Source organism: Exiguobacterium sp. CH10 (assembly GCF_018617635.1).
In the GTDB taxonomy this organism is placed as follows: domain Bacteria; phylum Bacillota; class Bacilli; order Exiguobacteriales; family Exiguobacteriaceae; genus Exiguobacterium; species Exiguobacterium aestuarii_A.
This window is the reverse complement of record NZ_JACSKO010000001.1, coordinates 203568-223324: the sequence shown is the minus strand read 5'-3', so window position 1 is coordinate 223324 and position 19757 is coordinate 203568. Positions and strand designations below refer to the sequence as shown.

General features: G+C 48.7%; 18 protein-coding genes. All 18 read left to right on the top strand.

Annotated elements, in window-relative coordinates:
• The first annotated feature begins 7 nt into the window (after positions 1-7).
• The 18 genes from resB (at position 8) to KNP04_RS01070 (ending at position 19229) form a co-directional block, all read left to right on the top strand.
• Positions 8-1552, top strand: a complete 1545-nt coding sequence (resB, locus tag KNP04_RS01155) for a cytochrome c biogenesis protein ResB (RefSeq protein WP_214820127.1) — start codon at positions 8-10, stop codon at positions 1550-1552.
• Positions 1552-2736: a c-type cytochrome biogenesis protein CcsB gene (ccsB, locus tag KNP04_RS01150; RefSeq protein ID WP_214692798.1), complete on the top strand. Its 1185-nt coding sequence runs from the start codon at positions 1552-1554 to the stop codon at positions 2734-2736. Before resB ends, ccsB begins: the two co-directional genes overlap by 1 nt.
• Before the next feature lie 160 nt (positions 2737-2896).
• A complete protein-coding gene (locus tag KNP04_RS01145; protein ID WP_026825821.1) occupies positions 2897-3613 on the top strand; it encodes a response regulator transcription factor in 717 nt (238 codons plus the stop codon).
• Positions 3613-5319: an ATP-binding protein gene (locus KNP04_RS01140; RefSeq protein ID WP_251129803.1), complete on the top strand. Its 1707-nt coding sequence runs from the start codon at positions 3613-3615 to the stop codon at positions 5317-5319. The genes KNP04_RS01145 and KNP04_RS01140 overlap by 1 nt, the downstream gene beginning before the upstream one ends.
• A gap of 50 nt (positions 5320-5369) precedes the next feature.
• Positions 5370-5921: a cob(I)yrinic acid a,c-diamide adenosyltransferase gene (locus KNP04_RS01135; RefSeq protein ID WP_074033223.1), complete on the top strand. Its 552-nt coding sequence runs from the start codon at positions 5370-5372 to the stop codon at positions 5919-5921.
• Between the two features lie 7 nt (positions 5922-5928).
• Entirely contained in the window at positions 5929-7167 is a 1239-nt protein-coding gene (gene yfmF / locus KNP04_RS01130; RefSeq protein WP_214820124.1) for an EF-P 5-aminopentanol modification-associated protein YfmF, read from the top strand.
• Positions 7164-8423 carry an EF-P 5-aminopentanol modification-associated protein YfmH gene (gene yfmH, locus KNP04_RS01125; protein WP_214874492.1) on the top strand — a complete coding sequence of 420 codons (1260 nt, stop codon included), beginning with the start codon at positions 7164-7166 and terminating at the stop codon, positions 8421-8423. Before yfmF ends, yfmH begins: the two co-directional genes overlap by 4 nt.
• Positions 8420-9115, top strand: a complete 696-nt coding sequence (gene ymfI, locus KNP04_RS01120; protein ID WP_214820120.1) for an elongation factor P 5-aminopentanone reductase — start codon at positions 8420-8422, stop codon at positions 9113-9115. The genes yfmH and ymfI overlap by 4 nt, the downstream gene beginning before the upstream one ends.
• Positions 9116-9208: 93 nt before the next feature.
• Positions 9209-9985 carry a YmfK family protein gene (locus tag KNP04_RS01115; protein WP_214820118.1) on the top strand — a complete coding sequence of 259 codons (777 nt, stop codon included), beginning with the start codon at positions 9209-9211 and terminating at the stop codon, positions 9983-9985.
• Between the two features lie 48 nt (positions 9986-10033).
• Positions 10034-10885 carry a helix-turn-helix domain-containing protein gene (locus KNP04_RS01110; protein WP_251126124.1) on the top strand — a complete coding sequence of 284 codons (852 nt, stop codon included), beginning with the start codon at positions 10034-10036 and terminating at the stop codon, positions 10883-10885.
• 32 nt (positions 10886-10917) lie between these two features.
• Positions 10918-11496 carry a CDP-diacylglycerol--glycerol-3-phosphate 3-phosphatidyltransferase gene (pgsA, locus tag KNP04_RS01105; protein ID WP_214692781.1) on the top strand — a complete coding sequence of 193 codons (579 nt, stop codon included), beginning with the start codon at positions 10918-10920 and terminating at the stop codon, positions 11494-11496.
• A 62-nt stretch (positions 11497-11558) separates the two neighbouring features.
• Positions 11559-12785: a competence/damage-inducible protein A gene (locus KNP04_RS01100; protein ID WP_214874491.1), complete on the top strand. Its 1227-nt coding sequence runs from the start codon at positions 11559-11561 to the stop codon at positions 12783-12785.
• Between the two features lie 76 nt (positions 12786-12861).
• A complete protein-coding gene (recA, locus tag KNP04_RS01095; protein WP_074033216.1) occupies positions 12862-13911 on the top strand; it encodes a recombinase RecA in 1050 nt (349 codons plus the stop codon).
• Positions 13912-14098: 187 nt separating this feature from the next.
• On the top strand, positions 14099-15661 hold the full coding sequence (gene rny / locus KNP04_RS01090) for a ribonuclease Y (RefSeq protein ID WP_214748227.1): 1563 nt from the start codon (positions 14099-14101) through the stop codon (positions 15659-15661).
• Positions 15662-15709: 48 nt separating this feature from the next.
• Complete coding sequence (locus KNP04_RS01085) at positions 15710-16504, top strand: TIGR00282 family metallophosphoesterase (protein ID WP_214692776.1); 795 nt, start codon at positions 15710-15712, stop codon at positions 16502-16504.
• Between the two features lie 26 nt (positions 16505-16530).
• Positions 16531-16791, top strand: a complete 261-nt coding sequence (locus KNP04_RS01080) for a stage V sporulation protein S (protein WP_012726477.1) — start codon at positions 16531-16533, stop codon at positions 16789-16791.
• A gap of 166 nt (positions 16792-16957) precedes the next feature.
• On the top strand, positions 16958-18034 hold the full coding sequence (gene tdh, locus KNP04_RS01075) for an L-threonine 3-dehydrogenase (protein ID WP_214874490.1): 1077 nt from the start codon (positions 16958-16960) through the stop codon (positions 18032-18034).
• Positions 18035-18047: 13 nt separating this feature from the next.
• Positions 18048-19229 (top strand): glycine C-acetyltransferase, encoded by a 1182-nt coding sequence (locus tag KNP04_RS01070; protein WP_214820108.1) that lies wholly within the window; start codon positions 18048-18050, stop codon positions 19227-19229.
• Positions 19230-19757 lie beyond the last annotated feature (528 nt).

Here is a 19757-nt window from a genome sequence, read left to right as displayed (position 1 = left end):
CGCACAGATGCTAGATATGAAATACGAAGGCGCTGATTTACGGTCGAAGCGTCGTCCTAAATCGGTCATTGACCGGGTGTGGAACTTCTTCGCATCGGTCAAAGTGGGATTGTGGTTGATTGCGCTGATTATTGTCGGCTCGGCAATCGGGACGATTTTCCCTCAAGAAATGTACATCCCACAACAGTTACCTCCAGAGCAATATTACTTGGAGGAATATGGGACGCCAGGTTCGATTTATTATGCACTTGGATTCCACAACCTATATACGTCATGGTGGTATATCGGTCTCATCGTCATGTTGACGCTCTCGCTCATCGTCGTATCGATTGACCGTGGTGTCCCGCTCTATAAAGCGCTAAAGAATCAGCCGGTTAGACGGACAGAGCGCTTTATGAAAGGACAACGCCTCTTCGGACAAGGCGAAGGAACAGACGCTCAGATTGACGAGATGGAAGTGTCGCTCAAGAAAAAACGGTATCAAATCAAACGGGACGGAGATGCCTTATTGGCTGAAAAACACCGTTTCGGTCGTTGGGGTCCATATGTGAACCACGTCGGCCTCGTCATCTTCTTCCTCGGGGCGATGCTCCGCGTCTTCCCGGCATTCCACACGGATACACTCGAGTGGGTTCGTGAAGGAGATACGGTCTCACTAGAGGCGACAGATGGGGAATACTATTTACGGAACGACCAGTTCATTCTTGAAATGTATGACCCGGAGAACAATGAGGAAGATGCGAAGTTCGCAGCTGCCATTGAAAAAGCCGGAGCCGTTCCAAAAAACTATGAGACGGAACTGACATTATTTAAGAAGACGGGAACGAACGAGGACGGATCGCCGCAACTCGAACAAGTCGATGTCGGTTCGACGAAAGTCAACCACCCGTTTAAGTTCGAAAAATATGAAGTGTATCAAGAGCAATATTCAAGTCGTCCGGAATTCTTGTCAATGTCGTTCATGCTCGCCGATAAACAGACAGGTGACGAGTATGGACCGTTCAAAGTCGACCTCGAAAATCCAGAAAAGTCGTATGACTTAGATGGTGTCACGGTCACATTGAAAGACTTGTATCCTGATTTTGAGGTGAAGGATGGACAACCGAACACGAAATCACCACGTGCACTGAATCCTGCCTTCTTCTTCGATGTCGAATCACCTGAAGGCGAGACGGAATCAAACTTGATCGGTATTCGACTTAACGTCGCTGATGAAGAAAACCGGTACGAGGTAAAGTTTGCGGGCACAGAGATGGCGAGCACGAGCGGTCTTCGAGTGAAGAGTGACTCGACGTACCCGATTCTGATCGTCGGTGCGACCATCTTCATGATTGGGATTGTGATGGGCATGTATTGGCCTCACCGCCGTGTCTGGATTCGTCGTCATGAAGATGAGGTACTCGTTGCAGGCTTTACGAACAAAAACCCGTCCTCGCTCCGTCGAGAGGTTTCGCCGTTATTAGAACAGGCCGGTTTACCGATGTGGGAAGACCAGGCGAGATTTACTTCGAAGCCGGAGAACGAGTCAACAGATGAAAGAGGGGAATCTTGATGGAATGGATTGAATGGAGCAGCCGTATGCTGTTTATCGCATTCTTCCTATACGCGATCTCGACGGTTCTCTTTACGATTGCCGTTAGTGGTATGCGTAAGGATCGGAACGTCAACCGTGTCGCCTATGGGAAGTATGCCTTCATCTTGGCAATTATCGGATTTATCGCCCAAATGACATATTTCTTTATGCGTTGGGCAGGTGTCGGCTATGCGCCGGTATCAAACTTATATGAATATACGACGTTCTTCGGCATGATGATGGTGCTCGGGTTCCTCGTCGTATACGGGATTTATAAAAATGATGTACTCGGCTTGTTCGCGATGCCAGTGGCGTTACTCGTCATCGCTTTCGCCTCGATGTTTTCAAGTGAGGTCGCACCGCTCATTCCGGCACTTAACAGTGTCTGGTTAAAAATCCACGTCACGACGGCAGCGCTCGGACAAGGGATTTTGGCCATCAGTTTTGCGTCAGGTCTCATTTTCTTATTGAATGAGACATCGATGAAAGAACAGTCTAAGTCAAGGACGTGGCTTGAAGTGACGATGTTCGTTCTCATGTGTACACTCGGGTTCATCATCGTGTCGATGCTCTTCAAAGGAATCGGTGCCGGTGGAGTCGTCGAATTTACGAATGACCGCGGTCAAGTCGAGACGTATGAATACTTCATGCCAATCCTATTCGTACCAGAAGGGGCACAGCTCTTGTCAGGAGCGAGCGGTTTGTCACTTGAGTTGCCGAATTGGATCAATACCCTCAAGTTGAACACGCTCATCTGGTCGGTCATCGGTGGTGTCGTGATTTACGCGTTGCTCCGTTTCGTGATTTTGCGAAAACGCATTGCTGAAGCGCTTCAACCGCTTGCGAAAAAGGTCGACCTCGACCTTGCTGATGAGATCAGCTATCGCTCGGTCGCAATCGGATTGCCTGTCTTTATCCTCGGCGGACTCATCTTTGCGATGATTTGGGCGCAGATTGCATGGAACCGTTTCTGGGGCTGGGATCCAAAGGAAGTATGGGCTCTCATTACGATGCTTATTTATATTTATTACTTGCATATGCGCATCCAGCGCGGCTGGACCGGAACGAAAGCGGCATGGTTATGTGTCGGTGGTTTTGCCATCATCATGTTTAACCTCGTCTTCGTCAACTTGGTCATCGCCGGTCTTCATTCATATGCATGACGCGAAAGAAGTCACAATTGTGACTTCTTTTTCATTTGGTCCATCAAATCATCGTTGTGAAGCGAAATAATAGAGTGGTATAGTTATGGCAGAGAGTGGAATGTTCACAATTGTGCAACATTCGCTACAACTCGTAATGGGTCTTAGGAGGGTTTCAAGTATGGCTGAGAAAACGAAGATTTTAGTAGTCGACGACGAAGAGAGAATTCGCCGACTTTTGAAAATGTACTTAGAACGTGAACAGTATGTGATTGAAGAAGCGGTCAATGGAGAAGAAGCACTCGCACTCGCTCTTGAAAACGAATACGACGTCATCTTACTTGATCTGATGATGCCGAAAATGGACGGAGTCGAAGTATGTACAGAACTCCGGAAAACGAAAGCGACACCGGTCATCATGCTTACGGCGAAAGGTGAAGAGATTGATCGTGTCCAAGGATTTGAAGTCGGAGCAGACGATTACATCGTGAAACCGTTCAGTCCTCGTGAGGTTGTCCTTCGCGTGAAGGCACTCCTTCGTCGTTCTGGCTCGACTAAATTCATGCAAACGAGTGAGAAATCAAAAGATTTGATTGTGTTCCCGCACTTGACGATTGACAATGATGCGCACCGCGTCACGGTCGACGGAGAAGAGATTGCCCTCACACCGAAAGAATATGAATTGCTGTTCTTCCTTGCGAAGCAGGTTGATAAAGTCTTTTCTCGTGAGCAGTTATTGAAAGAAGTATGGAACTATGAATTTTTCGGAGACCTTCGGACCGTCGATACGCATGTGAAACGTCTTCGTGAGAAATTGAATCGTGTCTCGCCTGATGCGGCTCATATGATCACGACTGTATGGGGTGTCGGGTACAAGTTCGAAGCTGCCAGTGAATGATGATTCGTCGAAACAGCATCGTCACGAAACTGTGGCTGACGATTCTCGTTTTGGTCAGCGTCATCTTATTCATCGTCTCGGTATTGATGCTTGAATTTTTCAATTCTTTTCACATCGACCAAGAACGTGGTCATCTCGCCAAACTTGGCGGACAAGTTCAGTCGGTGTTGTTGAATGAAGGTGACACGTCCCAGACAATCGATCAAATCATCGAAGTATATGGCGCGAACTATATTTTAGAAAACGGGACCACGCGCTCAAATTTCGGGAATCAAGTGGATGGGCTGATGGTTGAACTTGAGCGTCAGGATTGGGAAACCTATCAGGCAGTCGGGGAGACGGCCATCGGTAATTTCTCTTCTTTTGACGACCAAGCTGCTCTTGCCTACCGGACGACGTTTTCGTTATCGACCGGTCAATATACACTCTACTTACTTGAACCACTCGATGCGATTTCGAGTGCGAATGCCGGTGCTCGAACAATCATTCTTTGGACCGTCGCTTCGGCCATCATCGTGACGACCGTCTTCGCTTTCTTCTTATCGACACGGATCACGGCGCCGCTCCGAGCGATGCGGGATGCGGTTAATAAGACGGGGAAAGGTCAATTTGACTTGCGTCTTGAGACGAAGACTCGAGACGAGATCGGCGAACTTGCCGCCTCGTTCAACGCGATGAGTAGCCAGTTGGCGAAATATGTCGACGCTTTAGACCGAGAACGTCTGCAACTTGCCTCCATTCTTCGTTCGATGGCGGACGGTGTCATCACGCTTGACCGTCACGCAAACGTAATTGTCACGAATCCACAGGCTAGTCCATTGCTTCAAGACGGTCAGCCGCATGAAGTCGTACTGTCACTGTATGAAGAAGTGATGGAAGGGACGGCTGAGAAGACGATTGAAGTGAAACAAGATGACCGTTACTATACGTTAACGGTCACGCCGCTCATCGGAGAAGATGATTTTGAAGGAGCTGTCGTCGTCCTTCGCGACACATCTGAAAGCCACCGTCTCGATAAGATGCGGACCGATTTCGTGGCGAACATTAGTCATGAACTTCGGACACCGCTCGTGACGCTACAAGGTTATTCAGAGGCAATCATCGACGGGATGACAGAAAGTGACGAGGCGACGAAAGAGTTTGCGTCAATCATTTATGACGAATCTCTTCGACTTGCGCGACTCGTCAACGACTTACTTGATTTGGCCCGCATCGAATCGGGTAAAGAAACGATGCAATTCAGTTCGTTCGATATCGGTGATTTCTTGCCACGTGTCATGAGAAAGTTCAATCAAATGGCATCTGAAAAAGAGATTCGATTACAAACGGACATACCGCATCGACAGATTGAAGCAGACGGTGACCGACTCGAGCAAGTATTCACGAACTTGATCGGCAACGCGATTGCCCATACCGATTCAGGAGAGATTCGAATTGAGGCGACCGAGATGCCTGATGGGTTGCAGATTCGACTGTCCGACACAGGACACGGGATCCCGAAAGAGGACTTGCCGTTCGTGTTTGAGCGATTCTATAAAGCCGACAAAGCACGGACGAGCGGGTCGAAGACCGGTACCGGGATTGGTTTAGCCATCGTGAAAAATGTGATCGATGCCCACCATGGTACAGTCAGCGTATCGAGCACACTCGGTGTCGGGACGACGTTTGATATTTACTTACCATTTGAACAACCACACATCTCATAATGGTGACTCGTCTGAGTCACCATTTGTGGCATTTTAAAGGGGGAGCCGTAATGAAGCGATATACACGCACGGGTGACACGGGTGAAACGTCTCTAATCGGTAGCCGTGTCGACAAACACCATCCTCAAATCGAAGCGATGGGGCATCTTGATGAATTGAACAGTCACATCGGATTAGCGATTGCGCAACAGACCGACGAGTCGCTCCGGGAACAGCTGACGAAGATTCAGCACGACTTGTTTGACCTCGGTTCGGAGCTGATGTATACGGACGCGCCCCCGAAAACGGTCGATTTGTCGATTGTGACGGAACTTGAACAATGGATGGACGAATGGGAAAAATCATGTCCAGAACTTGTGCGTTTCATCTTACCGGGAGGAAGTGTCGCAGCGGCGAGCCTGCATGTGGCGCGATCCGTTTGCCGTCGTGTCGAACGAGATTTGACCGCACTCGGTGTCGCCGACCGACAACTTCCATATTTTAACCGATTGAGTGACTATCTTTTCACGGTCGCACGGTATGCGAATGTTGTCGCAGGCGTACCGGACCAAGAATATGCACGCGGCGCTGCCGTGTTTCAACCAAAACGAAAAAAGGAGTGATCGGCTGATGAAAGGAATCGAACAGTTCCAACATCAATTGCACTATTCGGTCTATCCGACCAAAAAATTTAAAACGACGACTTGCCTCGTCTCGTTTGCGGCCCCGCTGTCTCAGGACACGGTGGCAGACCGGGCACTGCTTCCATTCATTATGGAAAAATCGACAGAAGCTTATCCATCAATTGAGTTATTTCACACACCGCTAGAAGATTTATATGATACAAACTTGTATGCAGGCGCATCAAAAATTGGGAAAGAGCATGTCATTCAATTTCAACTCGAAGTCGTTAATGACAATCTTGTTGGTGAAGACGTCTTGAGTCAGGCCATTCAATTACTGGAGGAAGTGTTACTTCGTCCGAATGTTTATGATGGCGCCTTTCAACCGCTCATCGTGGAGCAAGAACGCCGATTGCAGCGTCAGCGAATCGAGTCAGTCTATGATGACAAGATGCGTTTCGCTCAACAGCGTCTGCAAGAGATGCTCGGAGGCGAGCTCGCCATCCCGTCTCTCGGTACGCTCGAACAACTCGACCACGTTACACCCAAATCGCTTTACGATGCTTATCAATCGATGATTCAGAACGATCGTGTCGACATTTATGTCGTCGGCGATGTCGACCGTCAACAAGTCGAACAGGCATTTAACCCGCTCGAATCGCTCGGGACGCGTCAGCCGAGACGTCTGCCCGAACCGAGCCGTGGTGAGTTCAAACGCTTAGAAGAGCATCAAGACATCAAGCAAAGTAAACTTCATCTCGCCTACGCGATTGACGTCGACCCGCGGACAGAAGATGCCATCCGTATGCAAGTCGTGAACGGATTATTTGGTGGTTTCCCGCACTCGAAGCTGTTCATGAACGTCCGTGAAAAGGAAAGTTTGGCCTACTACGCCGCTTCACAATACAGTTCACTCAGTCGAAAACTGTTCGTGTATGCGGGGATTGACGCATCAAATCAGCATAAGACCGAGCACATTATTGAAGAGCAATTAAAAGCGCTTCAGGCGGGTGAATTCGAAGACGAGACGTTACAACAGACGAAAGAAATGTTGTTCCACCAACGTCGTCAACTCGGAGATAGCCCTCGTCAGTTGATTGCTTGGATGAGTGGCGCGGACGTTCGCCCATTCTCATTAGACGAAGAGATGGCCGTCATTGAAAATACGACACGCGACCATGTTATCGCTCTCGCAAATGAAATCACGCTCGAAGCTGTCTATTGCTTGAAAGGAGGAGAAGCATGAAACTAGATTTTCCAAACGTCGGAGAGACATTACATCACCACGTTCTCGATAATGGCCTCTCCGTGTATTTGCTGAAGAAGACTGGGTATGAGAAAACGTTCGCGACGTTCACGACGAAATATGGTTCAATTGACCGTTGCTTCAAATTAGAGGATTGGGTAGAGGTGCCAGACGGAATCGCACATTTCTTAGAGCATAAGATGTTCGAAAAAGAGGATGGCGATGTCTTCCAACAGTTCGGTCGTCAAGGGGCGTCAGCGAATGCCTTCACCTCATTCACGCGGACAGCATACTTGTTCGGGGCGACATCGAATGTGCCGGAAAACGTGCAAACCCTACTCGATTTCGTTCAAGAACCATATTTCACAAAAGAGTCAGTCGAGAAAGAGAAGGGCATCATCGGTCAGGAAATCCAAATGTATCAAGACAATCCGGGATGGCGTCTTTATTTCGGATTGATTGAAGCGATGTATGAGACGCATCCCGTCAAAATCGATATCGCCGGAACAATCGAATCAATCTCAAAAATCACGGCAGAAGATTTGTATACGTGTCATCAGGCGTTCTACCATCCGAGCAACATGGCGTTGTTCGTTGTCGGGAACATCGAGCCGGATGAGATGCTTGAATTGATTCGTGACAATCAGGCAACTAAATCTTTTGACGCGCCACTTTTGAGCGCACGTGAGACGGTGGAAGAGCCGACCACGGTTCGTCTGTCAGAACGGGTCATTGAGATGGATGTCTCGGTTCCGAAAGTGATGATTGGCTATAAAGATCTCCCACAAGCTGGAGAAGCTGGTCTCAAACAAGAATTGACGGTGGAACTCCTCATGCACGCGCTCTTCGATACGACAGCACCGCTTTACACGGAGTTGTACGCAGAAGGGTTAATTGATGATGCGTTCTCATTTGATTATACGTCAGAAGAGGCGTTCGCCTTCGCCGCCCTGTCGATGGAAACGTCCCATGTCGATGCTTTTGTCGAACGTGTCACGGGTGCGTTGGAGCGTCCGCTTCATCTTGATCAAGAGACGCTCGATCGTAAGAAGCGGATGATGCAGGGACAATTTTTAAAAGCACTGAATTCGCCAGAGTTTATCGCGAACCAGTTCTCACGCTATGCACTCAATGATGGAAACTTGTTCGAGATTCCGAATTTAATCGATGCCATCACATTAGATGAACTTCAAGAAGCATACGTGCGATTGTTCCGAAGTGAGCAACGAACAGTGTGCGTTGTCAAAAAACCATGAAGACGTTAATTGTTGGAGCGAGCGGCGCGATTGGACGTGCCGTCTCGCTCGCTTTTCGTGAGGATGAGCTTTTGCTACATGCGAATCAGGGGCGTGAGACGCTTTCTCGAATGATTGAGGCGGAAAAGTTGCAGGCTGAACTGATTATCTGTGACTTATCGGACCGAGCAGAAGTAGAGAAGTGGGTGTCGTCAATCGATACCGTTGATCGCATCGTATACGTCGCCGGTCACGCGCTACATGGGCTTGTCGTCGACCAATCGATAGATGAGCTGGATCGACTTTACGAGGTGCATGTACGTGCCATGGTTCGGTTGATTCAGTCAGTTGTTGCGCGTAAACCGTATGACCATCGACTAGATATTGTCGTCGTTTCAAGCGTTTGGGGTGAAGTCGGGGCAGCAGCCGAAGTGTTCTATTCTACCGTCAAAGCGGCACAACTAGGGTTTGTCAAAGCGTTTGCACGTGAAGCAGGACCGTTCCAAGTTCGAATCAATGCAGTCACACCAGGGTGGATTGATACGCCAATGAATGATACGGTAGAAGAGTCGAAACAAACCGTGATGGATGATATTCCACTTGGGCGTCTTGGTACCACTGAGGACGTGGCGAAGACGATTCGCTTTTTATGCTCATCGGATGCTTCATATATGACCGGCACAGTATTACGTGTTGATGGCGGTTGGCAATGATCTCATCATGATGCATAAACCAGTTCTTTTCAATTCTTCTAAAATAATTTAAAATAGGCAAGGTAGCGAACTCGCTCGAAAGGATGGATGGGGATGGAACATAAATTCGAAGAGTGGTATCTCGAATATGAATTGTGTCAAAATCGACCAGGTATCCTTGGGGACATCGCGTCTCTCATGGGAATGCTTCAGATTTCCATCGTCACCATTAATGGGGTCGACCTGCAGCGCCGTGGCATGTTGCTCAAAGCTCCAGCCGCTGATCATGTCCATCGACTCGAGCATATTTTAAAACGAATGGAAGCAATCGCAGTCATCAAATTGCGCCGTCCGAAATTAAGAGACCGGATTGCAATCCGACATGGTCGATACATCGACCACGACAGTGATGATAAGAAAACGTTCCGTTTCGTCCGAGAAGACTTAGGGATTCTCGTTGATTTCGTAGCAGAACTGATGAAAGAAGAACGTCATCTATTGATTGGCGTTCGGGGGAATCCGCGCGTTGGCAAAACAGAATCCATCGTCGCCGCCAGTGTGTGCGCGAACAAACGGTGGCTGTTCTTGTCATCGACACTCATGAAACAGACTGTCCGAACCTCTTTGTTTGAAGAAGAGCGGGAAGGCGATCATGTATACATAATCGATGGAGCCGTCTCTACGCGTACGATGGACGAGCGACACCGCCAACTGATCCGTGAGGTCATGCGGTTGCCTGCCGTGAAAGTCATTGAACACCCTGATCTTTATGTCCGAAACACCGATTGCGTGTATGAAGACTTTGATTATATTATTGAATTGAGAAACAATCCGGATGAGACGATTGTCATCCCACAAGAAACGCATCGTGAGTCAGAATGGTTTGAATAATTATGTGAATGGAAGGTGTGGACCCCTGTGACAGAACTAGGGACTTTTTTGAAACAAAAGCGTGAGGAGAGCGGATTAACGCTCGACCAAATCCAGCAGACGACGAAGATTCAAAAACGCTATATCATCGCGATCGAGGAAGGTGATTACAAAAATCTCCCTGGCTCTTTCTATGCACGGGCGTTCATTAAAACGTATGCGGAGTCACTCGGTCTCGATGTGGATGAATTGTATGAGACTTACGCAAAAGATTTACCAAAAATCGAAGCACAGCCATCCGTTCAACTTTCTCGTAAAAAGACGTATTCAAAAGCGTCCGAGTCGACGAGTCGAGTGTCGAGATGGGTTCCGAAAGTACTTCTCGCTCTCACCGTCTTCTTGCTTATTACAGCAATCTATTTTGCCGTGAGAAGCATCGATTTCGGTGGACAAGACGCAAGTCCGGCTGAACCACCGAGTTCAAATGTCACACTCGACCAGAACGAGGATGTTCCAGCGGATGAACCAGCCGAGGAAGAACCTGCATCAGAGGAGCCTGCTGAGGAAGAACCATCAGCAGAATCTGGTCCGATTGCGGTAACGGAATCGAACGGAGCGGACATCACATATGAGCTCGCGACGAGCGATAAACTATCGACCGAGATTTATGTGAAAGAATCGCCAGCCTCATATGTCGGTGTTCGTGATACGTCACTTGAAGGTCCATTCCTTGCGCCGGAATATCCGAACCAATCGAAACAGAATCCGATTGTCATTGAAGATGCTGAAACGGACACGTTACGAATCCGGATTGGACTTATCGCAGGTGTTGAGAAAATCGTCGTCAACGGTCGCGAGCTCGAGCTTCAAGAGTCTCCGGTCACACAAAATATATTTGTAAAGAGAGTCGACGCAGAATAAGTCGACTCTCCTTCTAAGAGGAGGCGTTCTACATGAACCTACCTAACCGATTGACGATGTTACGCGTGGTGTTGATTCCCGTATTCGTCGTCTTACTCGCTGTTGATTTTGATTGGGGAAACATTGCCTTTTTAGGTGCTGAAATCCCGCTACACCAATTTATCGCTGGTGTCATCTTTACCATTGCGGCCATTACAGACTGGTTGGACGGTCATTTGGCGCGAAAACACAACTTGGTCACAAACTTCGGTAAATTCATGGACCCGCTCGCAGACAAACTACTCGTGACAGCGGCGCTCGTGTTGCTCGTCGAGATGGACCTCGTGGCTGCATGGGTCGTTGTCGTGATTCTTTCTCGTGAGTTTGCAGTTACAGGTCTACGACTTGTCGCTGCTGATGAGGGGATTGTCGTCGCGGCAGGTAAGTCAGGAAAAGCCAAAACATGGGTGCAACTGTTCGCCATCATTTTCCTCCTATTCGGTAACCCGATCTTCAGTTATGTCGGTATCCCGTTTGGAGAATGGGCGATGTGGTTGGCACTCGCACTCACGATTTACTCAGGTGCCGAGTATTTCGCACAAAACTACAAGATTATTGTGAAGTCGATGTAAGTCGACAAAGACGAGTTGGTTGATCTAGCTCGTCTTTTTTTTGAAGTCGAGGAGGAAATAAGATGAAACGAGCCGAAATCATTGCGGTAGGAAGCGAGTTGCTCTTAGGAGAAATCGTCAATACGAATGCGAGTTACATATCGGAACAACTGTCGAAATACGGTGTCTCGGTCTTGTATCATCAAGTTGTCGGGGATAACGTGGAACGAATGCGGGAGACGTTCGAGATTGCGCGTCGTCGTTCAGACCTTGTCATCGTTACGGGTGGACTTGGACCGACGGCAGATGATGTCACAAAGACAGTCTTGTCTGATCTGCTCGAACGCCCGATTGTTCGAGACGAAGAGGCGTTTCACACGATTCAACAATTTCTTCAGTCACGTAACCGTGAGATGAATGAAGGGGACGCTCGTCAGGCGGACGTCTTGTCAGGTGCGAACGTTTTACAAAATCCGGTCGGTCTGGCTCCAGGTATGTGGATTGAAGGGGAGACGACGTGGATGCTACTTCCTGGTGTGCCACGCGAGATGCGGGCGCTCATCGATGCGACGTTTCCGCAAAAGTTTTCAGGCGCGACGCTCGTCTCGGAATCGTTACGATTTTATGAAATTGGAGAGTCTGCCCTCGATGATGCCGTCAAAGACTTGTTGAATGGGTCTAACCCGACTGTCGCACCTTATGCTGAGACAGGAGAAGCGAGACTTCGAATCAGTGCTCGGGCGGTAGATGATACGGCTGCACGACTGATGATTGAAGAAATGAAAGATGAAATCTTACGACGTGTCGGTTCGTTTTATTTCGGGTCAGATGATGAAACGATTGCCTCATACCTCGTGCAATCATTGACACGTCATCACCAAACACTGGCAATTGCTGAGTCATTGACCGGAGGAGAAGTCCAATCGATGATCACATCGACTCCAGGAGCATCGGCTGTCTTTTTAGGGGGAGTCGTTACCTATTCAGATGAGCTAAAAAATAGGTATTTAGGGGTCGCTCTTGATACAATTGAACAGCACTCAGTCGTCTCAAAAGAAGTTGCTTATGAGATGGTAGATGGATTAGTTAAACAAACGAATGCGGACTACGCGCTCTCGTTCACCGGTGAAGCTGGACCAACCTCAAATTCAGGGCGTCCCGTCGGTACGGTCTACATCGGGATGAAAACACCGGATGGAATCGAGGTCATCGAGCGTGTTTATCCGCATCAAGAACGTAACGTCATTCGGATGCGGGCTGCAAAAGATGGACTATGGGCCCTCATTCAACGAATTAAAAAAGGCGAATAAATGTTCGTAAAAAACTTGTGTATCGCTATATGTTCACGTATAATGAAAGTATCAATTAAAGGAGGCTCATTTATCTATGAGTGATCGTAAACAAGCGTTAGAAATGGCATTGCGCCAAATTGAGAAACAATTCGGTAAAGGCTCGATTATGCGCCTTGGTGAAAATACAGACCAACAAGTATCGGTCATCCCTTCTGGGTCGATTGCCCTCGACGTCGCACTTGGAGCGGGTGGATATCCACGCGGTCGTGTCATTGAAGTGTACGGACCAGAATCTTCAGGTAAGACGACTGTTGCTCTTCATGCGATTGCAGAAGTTCAAAAACGTGGCGGTCAAGCTGCGTTCGTCGATGCCGAGCATGCGCTCGATCCAAAGTATGCTAAAAATCTTGGCGTCAACATCGATGAGTTGTTGCTCTCTCAGCCAGATACAGGAGAACAGGCGCTCGAGATCGCTGAAGCGCTCGTTCGCTCGGGAGCAGTTGATATCCTCGTCGTCGACTCGGTTGCGGCACTCGTACCGAAAGCCGAAATCGAAGGGGAGATGGGAGACTCGCACGTCGGTCTTCAAGCTCGTTTGATGTCTCAGGCACTTCGTAAATTGTCTGGTGCAACGAACAAATCGAAAACAATCGTCATCTTCATCAACCAAATTCGTGAGAAAATTGGAATCATGTTTGGTAACCCGGAAACGACACCTGGTGGTCGTGCCTTGAAGTTCTACTCTTCAGTACGCCTCGAAGTACGTCGTGCAGAAACGCTCAAACAAGGTCAAGATATGGTCGGGAACCGTACGAAGATCAAGATTGTAAAAAATAAGATTGCACCACCATTCAAGACGGCGGAAGTCGACATCATGTACGGTGAAGGGATTTCACGTGAAGGGGAACTCATCGACATCGGTGCAGACCTCGATATCGTTCAAAAGAGCGGTGCATGGTACTCGTTCAACGAGGAGCGTCTCGGTCAAGGTCGTGAAAATGCGAAACAATACATGAAAGAAAATCCAGCCATCGCGGCCGAAGTGGAACGTCAAATTCGTGATCACTACGGCTTGAACGGAGAAAAAACAGTCACAGTTGAAGGTGAAGACGACGAAGTTCTCTCACTTCTTGATGACGAATAAGCACATGGTCTCACTCGGAATCATCCGAGTGAGATTTTTTTAGTATAATTTTTAGGCAATTGGTAGTTCTATCCTGTCCGTGCATTGCATTCTCTCTCTTAAATAAGTACAATAAAGTTATGCGCGGGCTTGCCTGCGTTACTCACTTATTAAAAAAATAAAATAACCTTGCGAAAGGGAGGTGAACATGATGGAATGGCTATACTGGCTTATTCTGATCCTCCTTTTGCCGATAGCTTTTGTTGCAGGTTTTTTTGTGCGTAAATCGATCGCCGAAGCGAAGATTCAAGGTGCCGAGACGGAAGCGACTAAGATTGTAGAACAAGCAAAACAACAATCGGAAGCGATGCAAAAAGAAGCACGGCTTGAAGTAAAAGAAGAGATGATTCAACTTCGTAATGAGACGGAACAAGAATTGCGTGAACGTCGCGAAGACCAGAAAGTGAAAGAGAATCGCCTCGTTCAAAAAGAAGAGCTTCTCGACCGCAAAGCAGATATGCTCGAGCGGAAAGAAGATTCGCTAGATGAACAGGAGCGCGGGCTCGAAAAACGCAAACGTGAAGCAGAAATGCTCGAAAGCAAAGTGGAGGACTTATACGAAGAGGCACGCCAAGAACTTGTACGCGTGGCAGCCCTCTCGAAAGATGAAGCACGTACCATCATCATGGACGAAGCGAAGCAGGAAGCGCTTCACGATGCTGCTCTCCTTCAAAAAGAAATCGAGCAAAAAGCAAAACAAGAAGCGGATAAAAAAGCGAAACACCTCTTATCTCTCACGATGCAACGATACGCTGCTGAACATGTCGCGGAGACGACGGTATCTGTCGTCAACTTACCGAGTGATGAGATGAAAGGTCGCATCATCGGGCGTGAAGGACGTAACATCCGTACGCTCGAGACGTTGACTGGAATTGATCTCATCATCGATGACACGCCAGAAGCGGTCATTTTGTCAGGTTTCGATCCGGTTCGCCGTGAAATCGCCAAAATGACGCTCGAAAAACTCGTTCAAGACGGGCGCATCCACCCGGCTCGCATTGAAGAGATGGTAGAGAAGTCTCGTCGTGAAGTCGATGAGCGCATTCGTGAGTACGGAGAAGAAGCTACTTTCGAAGCCGGTATTCACGGACTCCATCCAGACCTCGTCAAGACACTCGGTCGCATGCGCTATCGTACGAGTTATGGACAGAACGTCTTGTCTCACTCGGTCGAGGTGGCACATCTTGCCGGGATGATGGCAGCCGAACTCGGGGAAGACGTCACACTCGCGAAGCGAGCTGGACTCTTGCACGATATCGGAAAAGCGATCGACCACGAAGTCGAGGGCAGTCACGTCGAAATCGGAGTAGAGCTTGCAACGAAGTACAAGGAACATCCGGTCGTCATCAACTCGATTGCTTCCCACCACGGGGACGTTGAGGCGACATCGACGATTGCAGTACTAGTCGCAGCAGCTGACGCCTTGTCGGCAGCTCGCCCTGGAGCTCGTCAAGAGACGCTAGAAAGCTACATTCGCCGTCTCGAACGACTCGAGTCAATCTGTGAGTCGTTTGAAGGTGTCGAGAAATCGTATGCGATTCAAGCGGGACGTGAAGTTCGGATTATCGTTCGCCCTGACGTCGTCGACGATGTCGTCGCCGGTAAGATGGCACGCGATATTTGTAAACGAATCGAGGATGAACTCGATTATCCTGGACAAATTAAAGTGACGGTTATTCGTGAAACACGTTCCGTCGATTATGCGAAGTAAACGAAGCGGAGAATTTCTCCGCTTTTTCTGTTTGAGGGAGGATTTTATATGAAAATTTTATTTATCGGTGATGTCGTCGGGAAACCCGGTCGAGATATTTTGAGCAATCAGATTGGTCGGTTGAAAGACAAATACAACCCGACGTTCATGCTCGTCAACGGTGAGAATGCGGCAAACGGTCGTGGTCTCACGAAAAAGATTTATCAACAGTTTTTAGAACTCGGCTTCCATGGGGTGACGATGGGGAACCATACATGGGATAACCGTGACATCTTTGATTGGATCGACGATGCCGACCGGATCGTCCGTCCAGCAAACTATCCGGACGGGACACCTGGGGTCGGGATGATGAAGTTAAAACAAAATGGAAAGAAATTGGCAGTCATTAACGTCATGGGCAATGTCTTCTTGCCATCCCTTGACTGTCCGTTCCGTACCGTCGATCGTCTCGTTGAAGAAGTGCGTGACGAGGTAGACGCCATCTTCGTCGATGTCCATGCCGAGGCGACAAGTGAGAAGATTGCGATGGGGTATCACCTTGACGGGCGTGCCCAAGCCGTAGTCGGGACGCATACGCACGTACAGACGGCAGATGAACGTGTCTTGCCGAACGGGACAGCGTATATTACCGACGTCGGGATGACGGGTCCACTTGACGGGGTACTCGGGATGGATGCATCCGTTGTTTTAAAAAAATTTATGACACAACTCCCAGTTCGGTTTGAAGTTGCCGAGGGACGGGAACAACTTAATGGAGTTTTCATTACAATCGATGATCAGACGAAACGAGCGACAAAAATCGAACGAATACACCTAGATGATCAGACCGTCTGGTTTGATTGAACAACCTACCCGAGGGGGAAACAAGAATGGACGTACTCAAAGTTTCGGCAAAATCGAACCCTAACTCCGTTGCGGGTGCTTTAGCGGGTGTGCTACGTGAAAAAGGAACGTGTGAGATACAGGCGATTGGGGCAGGTGCGCTGAATCAGTCCATCAAAGCCGTCGCGATCGCCAGAGGCTTCGTCGCGCCAAGCGGTCTCGATTTGATTTGCATTCCAGCCTTTACCGATATTATGATTGACGGAGAGGAACGTACTGCCATCAAGCTCATCATTGAGCCACGATGAGCGGTCGGGACATAGGTCCTATTCTTGTGAAGAGGAGCCATCGGCGCGGATGGCTCCTCTTTTTTTGTGGAAAATGGACGTTCCGTCTTCTCAGTTTCGTCATTTTATGACAAGATGATAAAGAACGTATCGTTCGATCATAAGAGACAAGAGGGGGACGTTTTCAATGGAACAACTCGTGTCAACCACAGAGAAGGAAACAACGACACCAGTAATGAAAGCGATTCAAAAGCACACGGCCGGTTTTGGGGCAAAACTGGTCGAGGTACCAGTTCCGACGCCAGGGCCTGGAGAAGTACTCATTCAAGTCAAAGCGACATCGATTTGCGGGACCGATGTTCATATCTATGAGTGGGATGAATGGTCACAGAGCCGCGTCAAACCACCGTATGTATTCGGTCATGAGTTTTCGGGAGAAGTCGTGGCACTCGGGGAAGGGACGAAACGCATCAAAATCGGACAGACCGTATCCGCTGAGACTCATATCGTCTGCCATCAGTGTAAACAATGTTTGCGTGGACAGTATCACATCTGTAAAAATACAAAAATCATCGGTGTGGACACGCAAGGTTGTTTTGCAGAATACGTCGTTATGCCTGAAGAGAACCTATGGGTAAACCCGGAAACGATGCCGGCCAAACTTGCATCCATTCAAGAACCGCTCGGAAACGCGGTACACACGGTGCTAGCGAGTGACGTGTCTGCCAAATCGGTCGCCATCGTCGGATGCGGACCAATCGGACTCATGGCGGTAGGCGTTGCCAAAGCAGCTGGTGCGAGTCGCGTCTATGCGATTGATGTCAATCCGTATCGCTTAAAGCTCGCAGAAGAGATGGGGGCAGATGTCGTCATCAACAGTTTAGAAGAGAATCCGCTCGAATTGATTGAACGGGAGACGGAAGGAGACGGAATCGATGTCGTCTGTGAGATGAGCGGTCATCCGATTGCCATCGACCAGGCGTTCAAAATGGTCACGGCAGGCGGGGATGTCAACGTCTTGTCGCTCCCGGCTCGTCCGGTCGCCATCGACCTTACGCGTGATGTGGTCTTTAAAGGTGTTCGTGTCCAAGGAATTACGGGACGGAAGATGTATGAGACGTGGGGCCAAGTCTCGACGATGCTCGCGACAGGTCAGTTGAATGTCGAACCGATCATCACGCACGTCTTCAAGCTCGAAGAGTTCGAAAAAGGGTTCGAACTCATGCGGGCAGGGAAATGTGGGAAGGTCGTCTTAATACCTTAAAGGGGGAAACAACATGGCATTTGAACATATTACAGAAGCAATCAATGAGATGAAAGAACAGGGGACGTTCCGTAAGCTTGTCCCACTCGAATCGGCACAAGGGAACGAAGTGACAATCGACGGGAAGTCACTCGTCCAGCTGTCATCAAACAACTACCTCGGACTTGCGAATCATCCACGTTTGAAGCAGGCAGCGATTGAAGCGGTCGAAGAGTACGGCGCAGGAACAGGATCAGTGCGTACGATTGCTGGTACGTTCGAGATGCACGAAGCGTTCGAGCGCGAACTCGCCGAGTTCAAACATACGGAAGCCTCACTCGTCTTCCAATCAGGATTCGCGACGAACCTCGGGGTCTTGTCTGCACTTCTCGGACCGGAAGATGTCGTCATCAGTGACGCACTCAACCATGCGTCAATCATCGACGGAATTCGTCTCACGAAAGCGGCGCGACGCATTTATAAGCACGTCGACCTCGAAGACTTGGAGAAGGCGTTAAAAGAGACACAGGATTATCGAACGCGTCTCGTCGTGACGGACGGAGTGTTCTCGATGGACGGGAACATCGCACCACTTCCGGCAATCGTCGAACTTGCAGAGAAATATGACGCTGCTGTCATGGTCGATGATGCGCACGCATCTGGCGTTCTCGGGAAGAACGGTCGCGGAACGGTCAACCACTTCGGTTTAGACGGACGTGTCGCGTTACAGGTCGGGACGCTCTCGAAGGCAATCGGTGTCTTAGGCGGCTATGTTGCCTGTTCACAAGACGTACGCGATTACTTGATCCACAAAGGTCGTCCGTTCCTCTTCTCGACATCACATCCACCGGCAGTCGTAGCGGCGAACCGTGAAGCGATCCGTGTCATGAAAGAGGAAGAAGAGTTGTTCGACAAGTTGTGGGCGAACACGGAATTCTTCAAGAACGGCCTACGTGACCTCGGTTTCGATATCGGACATGCGACGACACCAATCACCCCGGTCATGCTTGGCGAAGAGACGCTTGCGCATACGTTCTCAGACAAATTGAAAGAGCATGGCGTATTCGCTCAGAGTATCGCTTTCCCGACGGTTGAGCGTGGAAAAGCACGCATCCGGACCATCGTCACAGCGGAGCACACAAGAGATGACCTCGAACGTGCACTTGAGGCGTTCAAAACAGTCGCAGAAGAATTGAATGTGACACTACACGCATAAACGAGGACTGCAGACAATCTGTCTGCAGTTTTTTGATGAGATCTGTACACGAAATCGATTATATTCAGATAGAGCATAGATAGGGTAAACGAGAAATGTAGCATTTTCTTTGATATTTCAATTACCGTATTATTAGATTTTTATAAATCAAAAAGAGCGAGGAAAAGCTATGTTTCAGCAAGGAATATTTCAAGTGGGAATGGTGTTAGATCGAGAGACGTTTTCCATTCTAACGATTTCACCACCATTCATCATAAATGTGATTTTTAGTGTCTTGATTGTGGTATATGTCTTGTACTTTCGGAGTGAGGGTTGGAAAGAGAAATTGTGGAACGTTGTACTAATGTGCTACGCGCTCTTATTCATCTCTGTCTATATAGGAGCCTGGTTTGTGAGGCTGAAATACAACCTTACACCGAGTTTCAGTGAGTCGTTCGCCCTCGAATCCTTTCCTGGATGGAAGGTTTTTTTCAAGCAATGGATTGAGAACGGGATAGAAGAACCGAATTTGACAGCGAATGCGATTAC

What these genes read in the sequence shown, in the direction of transcription:
- resB (WP_214820127.1), top strand. Translation starts at nt 8, where the DNA reads ATGCTAGATATGAAATACGAAGGCGCTGATTTACGGTCGAAGCGTCGT.
- ccsB (WP_214692798.1), top strand. Translation starts at nt 1,552, where the DNA reads ATGGAATGGATTGAATGGAGCAGCCGTATGCTGTTTATCGCATTCTTC.
- KNP04_RS01145 (WP_026825821.1), top strand. Translation starts at nt 2,897, where the DNA reads ATGGCTGAGAAAACGAAGATTTTAGTAGTCGACGACGAAGAGAGAATT.
- KNP04_RS01140 (WP_251129803.1), top strand. Translation starts at nt 3,613, where the DNA reads ATGATTCGTCGAAACAGCATCGTCACGAAACTGTGGCTGACGATTCTC.
- KNP04_RS01135 (WP_074033223.1), top strand. Translation starts at nt 5,370, where the DNA reads ATGAAGCGATATACACGCACGGGTGACACGGGTGAAACGTCTCTAATC.
- yfmF (WP_214820124.1), top strand. Translation starts at nt 5,929, where the DNA reads ATGAAAGGAATCGAACAGTTCCAACATCAATTGCACTATTCGGTCTAT.
- yfmH (WP_214874492.1), top strand. Translation starts at nt 7,164, where the DNA reads ATGAAACTAGATTTTCCAAACGTCGGAGAGACATTACATCACCACGTT.
- ymfI (WP_214820120.1), top strand. Translation starts at nt 8,420, where the DNA reads ATGAAGACGTTAATTGTTGGAGCGAGCGGCGCGATTGGACGTGCCGTC.
- KNP04_RS01115 (WP_214820118.1), top strand. Translation starts at nt 9,209, where the DNA reads ATGGAACATAAATTCGAAGAGTGGTATCTCGAATATGAATTGTGTCAA.
- pgsA (WP_214692781.1), top strand. Translation starts at nt 10,918, where the DNA reads ATGAACCTACCTAACCGATTGACGATGTTACGCGTGGTGTTGATTCCC.
- KNP04_RS01100 (WP_214874491.1), top strand. Translation starts at nt 11,559, where the DNA reads ATGAAACGAGCCGAAATCATTGCGGTAGGAAGCGAGTTGCTCTTAGGA.
- recA (WP_074033216.1), top strand. Translation starts at nt 12,862, where the DNA reads ATGAGTGATCGTAAACAAGCGTTAGAAATGGCATTGCGCCAAATTGAG.
- rny (WP_214748227.1), top strand. Translation starts at nt 14,099, where the DNA reads ATGATGGAATGGCTATACTGGCTTATTCTGATCCTCCTTTTGCCGATA.
- KNP04_RS01085 (WP_214692776.1), top strand. Translation starts at nt 15,710, where the DNA reads ATGAAAATTTTATTTATCGGTGATGTCGTCGGGAAACCCGGTCGAGAT.
- KNP04_RS01080 (WP_012726477.1), top strand. Translation starts at nt 16,531, where the DNA reads ATGGACGTACTCAAAGTTTCGGCAAAATCGAACCCTAACTCCGTTGCG.
- tdh (WP_214874490.1), top strand. Translation starts at nt 16,958, where the DNA reads ATGGAACAACTCGTGTCAACCACAGAGAAGGAAACAACGACACCAGTA.
- KNP04_RS01070 (WP_214820108.1), top strand. Translation starts at nt 18,048, where the DNA reads ATGGCATTTGAACATATTACAGAAGCAATCAATGAGATGAAAGAACAG.